Source organism: Pseudomonas sp. TCU-HL1, from assembly GCF_001708505.1.
Taxonomy (GTDB): domain Bacteria; phylum Pseudomonadota; class Gammaproteobacteria; order Pseudomonadales; family Pseudomonadaceae; genus Metapseudomonas.
The window spans coordinates 5,026,073-5,037,785 of record NZ_CP015992.1 but is presented as its reverse complement, the minus strand read 5'-3'; the positions used below and the strand labels follow the sequence as shown (position 1 = coordinate 5,037,785).

13 protein-coding genes are annotated in these 11,713 nt (G+C 63.6%); 11 read left to right on the top strand and 2 right to left on the bottom strand.

Going from position 1 to position 11,713, the window contains the following annotated elements; translation table 11 throughout:
- Positions 1–89 precede the first annotated feature (89 nt).
- The 5 genes from rpsP (at position 90) to THL1_RS23065 (ending at position 2,663) form a co-directional block, all read left to right on the top strand.
- Positions 90–341: a 30S ribosomal protein S16 gene (gene rpsP / locus THL1_RS23085; protein WP_069085410.1), complete on the top strand. Its 252-nt coding sequence runs from the start codon at positions 90–92 to the stop codon at positions 339–341.
- An 8-nt stretch (positions 342–349) separates the two neighbouring features.
- Positions 350–886, top strand: coding sequence for a ribosome maturation factor RimM (gene rimM / locus THL1_RS23080; protein WP_069085409.1), 537 nt, complete (start codon positions 350–352; stop codon positions 884–886).
- A gap of 9 nt (positions 887–895) precedes the next feature.
- On the top strand, positions 896–1,648 hold the full coding sequence (trmD, locus tag THL1_RS23075) for a tRNA (guanosine(37)-N1)-methyltransferase TrmD (RefSeq protein ID WP_069085408.1): 753 nt from the start codon (positions 896–898) through the stop codon (positions 1,646–1,648).
- A gap of 44 nt (positions 1,649–1,692) precedes the next feature.
- Positions 1,693–2,043, top strand: coding sequence for a 50S ribosomal protein L19 (gene rplS, locus THL1_RS23070; protein ID WP_069085407.1), 351 nt, complete (start codon positions 1,693–1,695; stop codon positions 2,041–2,043).
- Positions 2,044–2,234: 191 nt separating this feature from the next.
- Positions 2,235–2,663 (top strand): acyl-CoA thioesterase, encoded by a 429-nt coding sequence (locus tag THL1_RS23065; RefSeq protein WP_069085406.1) that lies wholly within the window; start codon positions 2,235–2,237, stop codon positions 2,661–2,663.
- 46 nt (positions 2,664–2,709) lie between these two features.
- On the opposite strand, the gene THL1_RS23060 is transcribed toward THL1_RS23065, so the two are convergent.
- A complete protein-coding gene (locus tag THL1_RS23060; RefSeq protein ID WP_069085405.1) occupies positions 2,710–3,390 on the bottom strand; it encodes a hypothetical protein in 681 nt (226 codons plus the stop codon).
- A 226-nt stretch (positions 3,391–3,616) separates the two neighbouring features.
- Between THL1_RS23060 and xerD the strand changes: the two genes are divergently transcribed.
- The 4 genes from xerD to thrC all read left to right on the top strand — a co-directional run bounded on the left by xerD (position 3,617) and on the right by thrC (position 8,275).
- The gene (xerD, locus tag THL1_RS23055) at positions 3,617–4,513 is read left to right on the top strand and encodes a site-specific tyrosine recombinase XerD (protein ID WP_069085404.1); all 897 of its coding nucleotides are present in this window, start codon (positions 3,617–3,619) and stop codon (positions 4,511–4,513) included.
- 120 nt (positions 4,514–4,633) lie between these two features.
- Positions 4,634–5,362 carry a DsbC family protein gene (locus tag THL1_RS23050; RefSeq protein WP_069085403.1) on the top strand — a complete coding sequence of 243 codons (729 nt, stop codon included), beginning with the start codon at positions 4,634–4,636 and terminating at the stop codon, positions 5,360–5,362.
- Between the two features lie 110 nt (positions 5,363–5,472).
- Positions 5,473–6,777, top strand: a complete 1,305-nt coding sequence (locus THL1_RS23045) for a homoserine dehydrogenase (protein WP_069085402.1) — start codon at positions 5,473–5,475, stop codon at positions 6,775–6,777.
- An 88-nt stretch (positions 6,778–6,865) separates the two neighbouring features.
- Positions 6,866–8,275, top strand: a complete 1,410-nt coding sequence (gene thrC / locus THL1_RS23040; protein WP_069085401.1) for a threonine synthase — start codon at positions 6,866–6,868, stop codon at positions 8,273–8,275.
- A gap of 191 nt (positions 8,276–8,466) precedes the next feature.
- Here thrC and THL1_RS23035 read toward each other — a convergent pair whose 3' ends face one another.
- Positions 8,467–9,666 (bottom strand): CaiB/BaiF CoA transferase family protein, encoded by a 1,200-nt coding sequence (locus THL1_RS23035; RefSeq protein ID WP_069085400.1) that lies wholly within the window; start codon positions 9,664–9,666, stop codon positions 8,467–8,469.
- Positions 9,667–9,867: 201 nt separating this feature from the next.
- Between THL1_RS23035 and THL1_RS23030 the strand changes: the two genes are divergently transcribed.
- Both THL1_RS23030 and THL1_RS23025 read left to right on the top strand, forming a co-directional pair.
- Positions 9,868–11,022, top strand: coding sequence for a GGDEF domain-containing protein (locus THL1_RS23030; protein WP_069085399.1), 1,155 nt, complete (start codon positions 9,868–9,870; stop codon positions 11,020–11,022).
- 72 nt (positions 11,023–11,094) lie between these two features.
- Positions 11,095–11,634 carry a YaeQ family protein gene (locus THL1_RS23025; RefSeq protein ID WP_069085398.1) on the top strand — a complete coding sequence of 180 codons (540 nt, stop codon included), beginning with the start codon at positions 11,095–11,097 and terminating at the stop codon, positions 11,632–11,634.
- The last annotated feature ends 79 nt before the right edge of the window (positions 11,635–11,713 follow it).

Genomic DNA, 11,713 nt, shown 5'->3' with positions numbered 1-11,713 from the left:
CGGATAATCCTTAGAATATGCGGCCTTTCGGGCCCATGGCCCATGTGTGTGCACAGCTTGAAAAGCACCGACTATAGGAACGAAGTTCAATGGTAACCATCCGTCTTGCCCGTGGCGGCTCCAAGAAGCGCCCCTTCTACCACCTGACCGTGACCAACAGCCGCAACGCGCGCGATGGTCGCTTCGTAGAGCGCGTCGGCTTCTTCAACCCGGTTGCTCAGGGTGCTGAAGTGAAGCTCTCCGTAAACCAGGAGCGCGTCAGCTACTGGCTGAGCCAGGGCGCCCAGCCGTCTGAGCGCGTTGCTCAGCTGCTGAAGGAAGCTGCCAAGGCTGCTGCCTAAGCATCTTTATGAGCACGACGCCGGCTCCCGCCGATGAATTCATCGTTCTCGGCAAGATTTTCTCGGTGCATGGCGTACGTGGCGAGGTGAAGGTCTACTCCTTCACCGATCCGCTGGATAACGTGCTTGATTACCACCGTTGGACGCTCAGGCGTGACAACGAGGTGAAGCAGGTCGAAGTTGCTAGCGGACGCGTCCATGGCAAGGTCCTGGTAGTAAGGCTGAAGGGGTTGGACGACCGCGAGGTCGCTCGTACCTACGCAGGTTTTGAAATCTGTGTTCCCTCCAGTGAACTGCCGGAGCTTGAAGCGGACGAGTTCTACTGGCACCAGTTGGAAGGTCTCAACGTGATCAACCAGGACGGGCACCTGCTCGGCCGCATCGATCACCTCCTGGAGACCGGCGCCAACGATGTGATGGTGGTCAAGCCCTGTGCTGGCAGCCTTGATGATCGCGAACGCCTTCTGCCCTACACGGAGCAGTGTGTGTTGTCGATTGATCTGGACGCCGGTGAGATGCAGGTGGAATGGGACGTTGATTTCTGAGGGCCTGACATGAAAAGCATGCAGGTCGGAGTCATCAGCATATTTCCCGAGATGTTCGCTGCCATCAGCGAGTACGGCATCACCAGCCGTGCGGTGAAGCAAGGGCTGCTCAAGCTCAATTGCTGGAATCCGCGGAGCTTCACCGAAGACCGCCACCAGACGGTGGATGATCGGCCCTTCGGCGGTGGTCCTGGCATGGTGATGAAGATCCAGCCCCTGGAACGGGCCCTGGCGGCAGCCAAGGCAGCGACGGGGGAGCGAGCGAAGGTGATCTACCTCTCGCCGCAGGGGCGCCAGCTCAAGCAGGCAGCCGTGCGCGAGCTGGCGAACGAGGATGCATTGATCCTTATCGCTGGACGCTACGAAGGCATCGACGAACGCTTCATTGAGGAGCACGTCGATGAGGAATGGTCGATCGGTGACTACGTCCTGTCCGGCGGTGAGCTGCCGGCCATGGTACTGATCGATGCGGTGACGCGGTTGCTGCCCGGTGCGTTGGGCCACGCGGACTCCGCCGAGGAGGACTCCTTTACGGATGGCCTGCTCGATTGCCCGCATTACACCCGTCCGGAGCTGTATGCAGGCAAGCGTGTTCCCGAGGTGCTGCTCAGCGGCAACCACGAACACATCCGGCGATGGCGTTTGCAGCAGGCGCTTGGGCGCACCTGGGAACGTCGGGCTGATCTTCTGGATTGCCGCTCGCTTTCTGGAGAAGAGAAAAAGCTGCTGGAGGAATACATCCGCCAGCGGAACGATAGTTAACGTATCGATGGCACGCCCAGAAGGCCTGTCTTAGGAGCATAGCGATGACCAACAAGATCATTCAGCAGATCGAAGCTGAACAAATGAGCAAAGTGATTCCGGCCTTCGCCCCGGGCGACACCGTAATCGTTCAAGTTAAAGTGAAGGAAGGCGACCGTGCTCGTCTGCAGGCCTTCGAAGGTGTGGTCATCGCCAAGCGTAACCGCGGCCTGAACAGCGCTTTCACCGTGCGCAAGATCTCCAACGGCGTAGGCGTTGAGCGTACCTTCCAGACCTACTCCCCGCTGGTTGACAGCCTGTCCGTCAAGCGTCGCGGCGACGTGCGCAAGGCCAAGCTGTACTACCTCCGCGACCTGTCCGGCAAGGCAGCTCGTATCAAGGAAAAGCTGGTCTAATCGACGCAGCTTTCCTCGAAAAACCCGCCCTGGTTCGCCTCGGCGGGTTTTTTCTTGCCTGTGCGCGGGGATAATTCGCCCCCCGCTGGGATGGCCAGTCGGGATATTCCTGCCTGTCCGGCAGCACACAAGAACGACAAGCATCGCCGCACGCGTGGCAGCCACAAGGGTTCGATTCAGGTAGTAGTGGCATGACCCCGAGAGATCAAGAAATCGCCCGTCGGACCGAGCTGTCCGAGAGCCGGGTAACCAAGGCGGTATTCCCGCCCAGCACCAACCATCACAACACGCTGTTCGGCGGTACCGCCCTGGCCTGGATGGATGAGGTGTCCTTCATCACCGCGACGCGCTTCTGCCGTCTGCCGCTGGTGACGGTTTCCAGCGACCGGATCGACTTCAAGCATCCCATCCCGGCAGGAACCATCGTCGAGTTGGTAGGACGCGTGGTGAAGGTGGGCAATACCAGCCTCAAGGTGGAGGTCGGCGTGTTCGTCGAGGACATGTACAGCGCCTCCCGCGAGAAGGCTATCAGTGGCCTGTTCAGCTTCGTCGCGATCGACGACGAAAAGCGCCCAGTGCAAGTCCTGCCGGAATTTCCCCTGGCAGCCACCGCTGCATGAATGAAGAAGGCACCCTCGGGTGCCTTCTTGCGTTTCCGGGGGAAGGTCAGTGGCGCATGCTGATCTTCAGCGAAGCCTGCGACAGGTCGATGTTGTTCAGCGTCAGGCTGCCGAAACTCTGGTTCTGTGGGGCGCCGGCCACGCGGATATTCTCGAAGCGCAGCTCACCGATAGAGCTGGGTAGGCGCAGGTTCACCGAGCCGTCGGGATTGACCGCCGAGGTCAGATTGCGGGTGTCATAGACCACATCTTTCATTGAGGTTTCCGAATCCAGGCTGTCCAGCACCGGCATCACCAGCCTCGCCAGTTGCTTGACCGCGCCCAGGCCATCGCCGCTTTCCGCTTGCAGGAACAAGCCCTGTAGCACCTCATCCAGCCCTTGGGCGCTGACATTGCTCATCTCCATGTCGCTCAGCGGACGCAGCCCCTGCGGGGTTTCCTGGCGACTGATGCTCGCGGGCGGTTGCAGGCGCTGGATGTCGGCACTGGCCACTTGGAAGGGGCTCATCAACGCCGCCACGAGCGTCGCCGCCAGACGCAGGTTGCTCTGCTTCTTCAGGGCCTTGGTCAGTTGCTTCTGGGTCAGCAGGCCTTGCGCTATCAGTACTTCACCCAGACGCATCCTGCTGGTGAGCTGCATCTTGATCGCGGCGTCCAGTTGCTGGGAGGTAATCAGACCCCGGTTGATGAGGATCTGCCCCAGGCGGGAGTTCACTTGGTTGGCCATGTTCCGGTACCCGTGGTGGGTGATAGCAAGATGGAATCATCCACGGCCAGCACGACCCTGTCACCAGACTAAGGATAGGCTGGCCATGCCGTCTGTCAGTGTGTTTGCGCCAATACCGCCCAGGCCTAGCAGGATGTGGTGTTCGCTCATCGGAAGTCCTTCTCGGGGATGAATCGGATACAGCCCTATGGAAGACTAGCGCCTCGTACAGACAAGGCAGCCCTTCATGCCCACGCTAGACCACGTACTGATCGACCGCTTCCTCGATGCCCTCTGGCTGGAAAAAGGCTTGTCCGAACACACCCGCTCCGCCTATCGCAGCGACCTGGCGCATTTCAACAGCTGGCTCGACGAGCGCGGCATCGCCCTCGACAAGGCTGGGCGCGACCTGATCCTCGATCACCTTGCCTGGCGCCTGGAGCAGGGCTACAAGGCCCGCTCCACCGCACGCTTCCTTTCCGGGCTGCGGGGCTTCTACCGTTTCCTGCTGCGGGAAAACCTGATCCTCGAGGACCCGACCCTGCAGGTGGACCTGCCGCAACTGGGGCGGCCGTTGCCCAAGTCGCTCTCCGAGGCGGATGTGGAGGCTTTGCTGGAAGCCCCGGAGCTGGATGACCCCATCGGCCTGCGTGACCGCGCCATGCTCGAGGTGCTCTACGCCTGCGGCCTGCGGGTCACCGAGCTGGTAAGCCTGACCCTGGAGCAGGTCAACCTGCGCCAGGGCGTGCTCAGGGTCTTCGGCAAGGGCAGCAAGGAGCGTCTGGTGCCTCTGGGCGAGGAAGCCATCGCCTGGCTCGAACGCTATCAACGGGAGGCCCGCCCGTCCCTCCTCGATGGCAAACCCAGCGATGTGCTGTTTCCCAGCCTGCGTGGCGAGCAGATGACCCGCCAGACCTTCTGGTACAGGATCAAACACCAGGCCCAGGTGGCCGGGATCAGCAAGTCCCTCTCGCCACACACCCTGCGCCACGCGTTCGCCACCCACCTGCTCAACCATGGTGCCGACCTGCGGGTGGTGCAGATGCTGCTTGGCCACAGTGACCTGTCCACCACCCAGATCTACACCCACATCGCCCGCGCCCGCCTGCAGGAGCTGCACGCACGGCATCACCCTCGTGGATGAGGCCGACGCAGTGCCGGCCGGCTGCCTACAGTTTCCGCCGGGCGTCTGTCGTCTGCGCGCCAGGGCTTCTGTGGTAGGCTTGAGCGATTTCCGCACGTCCGCCGCTCGACAGGAGTACCCATGCGCGTGACCCGTCTCATCGCCGGCCTGGCCCTCGGCCTCGCCAGCACCCTCAGCCTCGCCGCCGACCCGGACCAGGCCATCCGCAAAACCCTTGATGCGCTGCAGCTCGGCCTGCCCATCGAATCCATCGGCGAAAGCCCGATGACCGGCATCTACCAGGTCCAGCTCAAGGGCGGCCGGATGCTCTACACCAGCGCTAACGGCCAGTACCTGATGCAGGGCTACCTCTACCACGTGCAGAACGGCAAGCCGGTGAACCTCACCGAGCAGGCCGAGAGCCGCTCCATCGCCAAGGAAATCAACGCCATCCCCACCAGCGAGATGGTCGTGTTTGCGCCCAAGGACCCGGCCAAGGCCCACATCACCGTGTTCACCGACACCGACTGTGGCTATTGCCAGAAACTGCACAGCGAAGTGCCCGAGCTGAACCGTCGCGGTATCGAAGTGCGCTACGTCGCCTTCCCGCGCCAGGGCATCGGCAGCCACGGCTACAACAGCCTGGTCAGCGTCTGGTGCAGCAAGGATCGTCAGGCCGCCATGAACAAGGCCAAATCCCGCGAGGAGCTGCCGGCCGCAACCTGCGACAACCCGGTGGCCAAGCAATTCGAACTGGGCCAACTGATCGGCGTCAACGGCACCCCGGCCATCGTGCTGGGCAACGGCCAGATGATTCCGGGGTATCAGCCCGCTCCACAGCTTGCAAAGTTGGCCCTGGAGGCCAAGTAATCCGGGCGCCTGCCTTGATTGACCAATATTCAGCCGCTTCGTAAAGTGCGGCTCTTTTCCTCGGCCGGGGCACCCCCGGCCGTTTTCGCAGTGATGATGGGGAGTTCAGCGTGAAGCCGGTAAAAGTAGGCATCTGTGGCCTTGGGACCGTCGGTGGCGGCACCTTCAACGTACTCAAACGCAACGCCGAGGAGATTGCCCGCCGTGCCGGGCGTGGAATCGAGGTTGCCCAGATTGCCGCTCGTCGTCCCAACCCGAAGTGTGAAACCGGCGCTACCCCCATCACCGCCGACATCTTCGACGTGGTCAACAACCCGGAAATCGACATCGTCATTGAACTGATCGGTGGCTACACCCAGGCGCGTGAGCTGGTTCTGAAGGCCATCGAGAACGGCAAGCACGTGGTGACCGCCAACAAGGCGCTGATCGCCGTGCACGGCAACGAAATCTTCGCCAAGGCTCGCGAGAAGGGCGTCATGGTCGCCTTCGAAGCCGCTGTCGCCGGTGGTATCCCGGTGATCAAGGCCATCCGCGAAGGCCTCTCCGCCAACCGCATCAACTGGCTGGCCGGCATCATCAACGGCACCGGCAACTTCATCCTCACCGAAATGCGTGAGAAAGGCCGCGCCTTCGAAGACGTGCTGAAGGAAGCCCAGGCCCTGGGATACGCCGAAGCCGACCCGACCTTCGACGTCGAAGGCATCGACGCCGCCCATAAGCTGACCATCCTCGCGTCCATCGCCTTCGGCATCCCGCTGCAGTTCGACAAGGCCTACACCGAAGGCATCTCGAAACTGACCAGCGCCGACGTCAACTATGCCGAGGCACTGGGCTACCGCATCAAGCACCTGGGCGTGGCGCGCCGTACCGACAGCGGCTTCGAGCTGCGCGTGCATCCGACCCTGATCCCGGCCGACCGCCTGATCGCCAACGTCAACGGCGTGATGAACGCCGTGATGGTCAACGGCGACGCCGCCGGCAGTACCCTCTACTACGGCGCTGGTGCCGGCATGGAGGCCACCGCCTCTGCCGTGGTCGCCGACGTGGTGGACGTGGTCCGCGCGCTGACCACCGACCCGGAAAACCATGTGCCGCACCTGGCCTTCCAGCCGGACTCGCTGTCCGACCACCCGATCCTGCCGATCGAAGCCTGCGAGAGCGCCTACTACCTGCGCATCCAGGCCAAGGACCATCCGGGCGTGCTGGCGCAGGTCGCGACCATCCTGTCGGAGCGCGGCATCAATATCGAATCCATCATGCAGAAAGAAGTCGAAGAGCAGGACGGCCTGGTGCCGATGATCCTGGTTACCCACCGGGTCGTCGAGGCGCGCGTCAACGACGCCATCGCCGCGCTGGAAGCTCTGGAAGACGTGGTAGGCAGCGTAGTGCGCATCCGCGTCGAGCAACTGAACTAAGCAGCCGCCGGACCAGAGCGCGGCCGCGAGGGGCGATCCCCCGGAGCGACGCGCCAGCCCCGGCCGCTCGAAACCAAGGTTTTAAGACATGCGCTATATCAGTACCCGCGGCCAGGCTCCGGCCCTGAACTTCGAAGACGTGCTGCTGGCTGGCCTGGCCAGCGACGGCGGCCTCTACGTCCCGGAAAACCTGCCGCGCTTCACCCAGGAAGAGATCGCCTCCTGGGCCGGCCTGCCGTACCACGAACTGGCCTTCCGTGTGATGCGCCCCTTCGTCGCCGGCAGCATTTCCGACGCGGACTTCAAGAAGATCCTCGAAGAGACCTACGGCGTCTTCGCCCACAACGCCGTGGCGCCGCTGCGCCAGTTGAACGGCAATGAGTGGGTGCTGGAGCTGTTCCACGGCCCGACCCTGGCATTCAAGGACTTCGCCCTGCAACTGCTGGGTCGCCTGCTCGACCATGTGCTGAGCAAGCGTGGCGAGCGCGTGGTGATCATGGGCGCCACTTCCGGCGACACCGGTTCGGCTGCCATCGAAGGCTGCAAGGCCTGCGAGCATGTCGACATCTTCATCATGCACCCGCATAACCGCGTGTCCGAGGTGCAGCGTCGCCAGATGACCACCATCCTCGGCGACAACATCCATAACATCGCGGTCGAGGGCAACTTCGACGACTGCCAGGAGATGGTCAAGGCCAGCTTCGCGGACCAGGGCTTCCTCAAGGGCACCCGTCTGGTGGCGGTCAACTCGATCAACTGGGCGCGGATCATGGCCCAGATCGTCTACTACTTCCACGCAGCCCTGCAGCTCGGCGGTCCGGCCCGTTCCGTGGCCTTCTCCGTGCCCACCGGCAACTTCGGCGACATCTTCGCCGGCTACCTGGCGCGCAACATGGGCCTGCCGATCAGCCAGCTGATCGTCGCCACCAACCGCAACGACATCCTGCACCGCTTCATGAGCGGCAACCAGTACGTCAAGGACACCCTGCACCCGACCCTGTCGCCGTCGATGGACATCATGGTTTCGTCCAACTTCGAGCGCCTGCTGTTCGACCTGCACGGCCGCAACGGTGGCGCCATCGCCAACCTGATGGACACCTTCAAGCAAGGTGGCGGCTTCAGCGTCGAGGAAGACCGCTGGACCGAAGCGCGTAAACTTTTCGATTCCCTGGCCGTGGATGACGCAGCCACCTGCGAAACCATCGCCGAGGTCCACAAGGAGTGTGGCGAGCTGCTGGACCCGCACACCGCCATCGGAGTGCGTGCCGCCCGCGAGTGCCGTCGCAGCCTGGCCACCCCCATGGTCACCCTCGGCACCGCGCACCCGGTCAAGTTCCCCGAGGCGGTGGAAAAGGCCGGCGTTGGCCAGGCCCCGGCGTTGCCGCCGCACCTCGCCGATCTGTTCCAGCGCGAGGAACGCTGCACCGTGCTGCCGAACGACCTGAAGCAGATCCAGGCCTTCGTCAGCCAGCATGGCAACCGCGGCAAGCCGCTGTAAGTCAGGCGCCAGAACGAAAAGGCCGGCTCCCGAAAGGGGCCGGCCTTTTTTTGTTCGTGTAAGGAGATTGCTTGTAGGGGCGAATTCATTCGCCAAGGGATGCGCAGCATGCCTCTTCGGCCTCGCGGGGCAGACCTTCGGCCTGCTTGGCGAATGAATTCGCCCCTACAGAAAAGCCGTCCCGCTTGACGTCAAATCGCCCCATCCCCCCTCAACGCCGCCACCTGCTCGGCGCTGTAGCCCAGGGAGGCCAGCACCTCGGCGTTGTGCTCGCCCAGCTCCGGGCCGATCCATTCGCTGGAGCCGGGCGTGTCGGAGAGCTTGGGCACGATGCCCGGCATCTTGAACGGCTTGCCGTCCGGCAGCTTCGCCGAGAGGAACATCTCGCGGGCCAGGAACTGCGGGTCGGCGAACATATCCTCGGCGGAGAAGATGCGGCTGGCCGGCACCTCCGCGCGGTTCAGCGCGGCCAATACCTCGTCCAGTGGCAGTGAGCCCACCCAGCGGTCGATCACCCCGTAGAGCTCATCGCGGCGCGCATCGCGCCCGTCGTTGCTGGCAAGCGTCGGATCATTGGCCAGATCGTCGCGGTCAATGGCGAACATGAAGCGCTTGAAGATGGCATCACCGTTCGCGCCGATCTGCACATGGCGGCCGTCGGCGGCGGTGTGGATGGAGGAGGGGGTGATGCCGGGCATGATGTTGCCGGTGCGTTCGCGGATGAAACCGAACACATCGAACTCCGGCACCATGCTTTCCATCATGGCGAACACCGCCTCGTAGAGCGCTACGTCCACCACCTGGCCCTGGCCGCCGTTCACTTCCCGGTGGCGCAGCGCCATCAGCGCGCCGATCACGCCCCAAAGGGCGGCGATGGAGTCGCCGATGGAAATGCCGGTCCGTACTGGCGGGCGGTCCTCGAAACCGGTGATATAGCGCAGCCCGCCCATGGACTCACCCACCGCACCGAAGCCCGGCTGGTCCTTGTAGGGGCCACTCTGGCCGAAGCCGGACAGGCGCACCATCACCAGCTTCGGGTTCAGGGCGTGGATCACGTCCCAGCCCACGCCCAGTTTCTCCAGCACGCCGGGGCGGAAGTTCTCGATCAGGATGTCCGCCTCGGCCAGCAGCTTCTTGAGGACTTCCTGGCCCTCGGGGTGCTTGAGGTTCAACGTCAGCGACTTCTTGTTGCGCGCCTGCACGAACCACCAGAGCGAAGTGCCTTCATAGAGTTTGCGCCATTTGCGCAGCGGGTCGCCGCCATCGGGGGATTCGATCTTGATGACCTCGGCGCCGAACTCTGCGCACAGGCGCGACGCGAAGGGGCCGGCGATCAGTGTGCCGAGTTCGATCACCTTGAGGCCGGCGAGGGGTTTGGCGGGGGCGTTCATCGGGATATCCATGGGCCAGACGATGGCGGCGACTCTACTCCCTGGGGCCTGTCGCGAACAGTCCGGTTTGGCGCTGGCGCCCCCTTCCGCGCCGACTTAAAGTGCTTGGCAGGAACCCGCTTCGCACATGCTGGCCACCATGCCAACACGCCCTGCCATCTTCTGCCGCTTGTCGCCCCGTTCGCGCCGGGAGGAGGGCCCATGCAATTGAACGTCCCCACCCTGGTATTGGTGGACATCTACGTCCTCGTACTGGTGGGCCTGCTTACGCTGCATGCCTGGCGCCGTGGTCGCCGCGAACCGACCCTGGGCTACCTGGCCGCCATGCTGTTGCTCGGTGCCCTGGGGACCGTGCTGGTCAGCCTGCGTGGCGTGGGCATGGACTTCGTGTCCCTGGTACTGGGCAACGTGGTGCTGCAGTTCTGCGCGGCCATGAACTGGACGGCCATGCGCGTGTTCGCCGGGCGCCAGCCGCATCTTCCAGGCATCTGCGCCGGCGCGGTGATCTGGTCGGTCCTGTGCCTCAATCCGGCGTTCTACGACTCCCTGACGGTGCGGGTGGCGGTCAGTTCGCTGATCACCGTCGGCTATTGCGGCCTTGGCGCCCATGAGCTCTGGCACAGCCGCAAGAGCCTGGAAGTGGCCTACCTGCCGGCCCTGGCCCTGACCCTGTTCCACATGGTCTTCTACAGCGTGCGCATCGTCGTCGATCGTGGCATGCCGTCCGACATGGCGATCGCCAGCAGCGGCCAGGGCACCAGCTTCTTTTCCCTGCTGGTGTTCGAGACCCTTCTCTACGCCATCGGCATCGCCTTCGTCACCCTGGCCATGGTCAAGGAGCGCGCTGAGCTGAAATTCCGTGCCGCCGCTTATTGCGACCCGCTCACCGGCGTCGGCAATCGCCGCGCCTTCATGACCACAGGCGAGTACCTGCTGGAAAGCTGCGAGCATCGGGGCGAACCGGCAGCCCTGCTGCTCTGCGACCTCGACCACTTCAAGCGCCTCAACGACAGCTATGGCCACGCTACCGGCGACGAGGCCCTGGTGGCCTTCACCCGCATTGCCGTCGGCAGCATGCGCAAACAGGACGTGTTCGGCCGGATCGGTGGCGAGGAGTTCGCCTGCCTGCTGGCCGATGCCGACGACGAGGCCGGCGCCCAGGTGGCCGAACGCATTCGCCGGGAATTCGCCGAGCTGCCGTTCCAGGAGCCGGGAGCCCTCAGCGTCAGCATCGGTATCGTCAGCTCGAAGGAAGCCGGCTACGACCTGTTCCGCCTGCTTTCCCTGGCCGACGATGCCCTCTATACCGCCAAGGACAAGGGGCGCAACCGCATCCAGCGCTACCCCGCCGATTAGCTGGAAGGCTCAGCCACGGCCGTGGAATCAGGGTAGACTTGCCGCCCTCCGCGACTAACCAAGAAGCCCGCCATGGCCCTCCAAGCGACCCCCTACAAAGTCGAACTCAACCTCACCGACCTGGACCGCAGCATCTACGAGAACCTGCGTTTCACCGTCGCCAAGCACCCCTCGGAAACCGAGGAGCGCCTGGCCGTGCGACTGATCGCCTATGCGCTCTGGTACCACGAGCAACTGGCTTTCGGTCGTGGCCTGTCGGATGTGGATGAGCCGGCGCTGTGGGAAAAGAGCCTGGACGACCGCGTCCTGCACTGGATCGAAGTGGGCCAGCCGGACGCCGAGCGCATCACCTGGTGCTCGCGTCGTACCGAGCGTTTCAGCCTGGTGGCCTACGGCAACCTGCGCGTCTGGCAGACCAAGGTCCTCGACGGCGTGCGCAGCCTGAAGAACATCAATGTCGTGGCCGTCGGCCAGGAAGCCCTGGAAGAACTGGCCCGCGACCTGCCGCGCTCGGTCAGCTGGAGCGTGATGTTCAGCGACGGCTCGCTGTTCATCACCGATGAGCGCGGCCAGCATGAAATTCCCCTGGAGTGGCTGGCTGGGGAGCGTTGATCGGAAGTCCGGAGGATTTCCGGGGGTAGGGGCCAGGCCCTCGCCCCAAGGCCCTTTCCCGGGAGGGAGAGGGGAAGTC

Coding starts and splice junctions, on each gene's coding strand:
- rpsP (WP_069085410.1), top strand. CDS start 90: ATGGTAACCATCCGTCTTGCCCGTGGCGGCTCCAAGAAGCGCCCCTTC.
- rimM (WP_069085409.1), top strand. CDS start 350: ATGAGCACGACGCCGGCTCCCGCCGATGAATTCATCGTTCTCGGCAAG.
- trmD (WP_069085408.1), top strand. CDS start 896: ATGAAAAGCATGCAGGTCGGAGTCATCAGCATATTTCCCGAGATGTTC.
- rplS (WP_069085407.1), top strand. CDS start 1,693: ATGACCAACAAGATCATTCAGCAGATCGAAGCTGAACAAATGAGCAAA.
- THL1_RS23065 (WP_069085406.1), top strand. CDS start 2,235: ATGACCCCGAGAGATCAAGAAATCGCCCGTCGGACCGAGCTGTCCGAG.
- THL1_RS23060 (WP_069085405.1), bottom strand. CDS start 3,390: ATGGCCAACCAAGTGAACTCCCGCCTGGGGCAGATCCTCATCAACCGG.
- xerD (WP_069085404.1), top strand. CDS start 3,617: ATGCCCACGCTAGACCACGTACTGATCGACCGCTTCCTCGATGCCCTC.
- THL1_RS23050 (WP_069085403.1), top strand. CDS start 4,634: ATGCGCGTGACCCGTCTCATCGCCGGCCTGGCCCTCGGCCTCGCCAGC.
- thrC (WP_069085401.1), top strand. CDS start 6,866: ATGCGCTATATCAGTACCCGCGGCCAGGCTCCGGCCCTGAACTTCGAA.
- THL1_RS23035 (WP_069085400.1), bottom strand. CDS start 9,666: ATGAACGCCCCCGCCAAACCCCTCGCCGGCCTCAAGGTGATCGAACTC.
- THL1_RS23030 (WP_069085399.1), top strand. CDS start 9,868: ATGCAATTGAACGTCCCCACCCTGGTATTGGTGGACATCTACGTCCTC.
- THL1_RS23025 (WP_069085398.1), top strand. CDS start 11,095: ATGGCCCTCCAAGCGACCCCCTACAAAGTCGAACTCAACCTCACCGAC.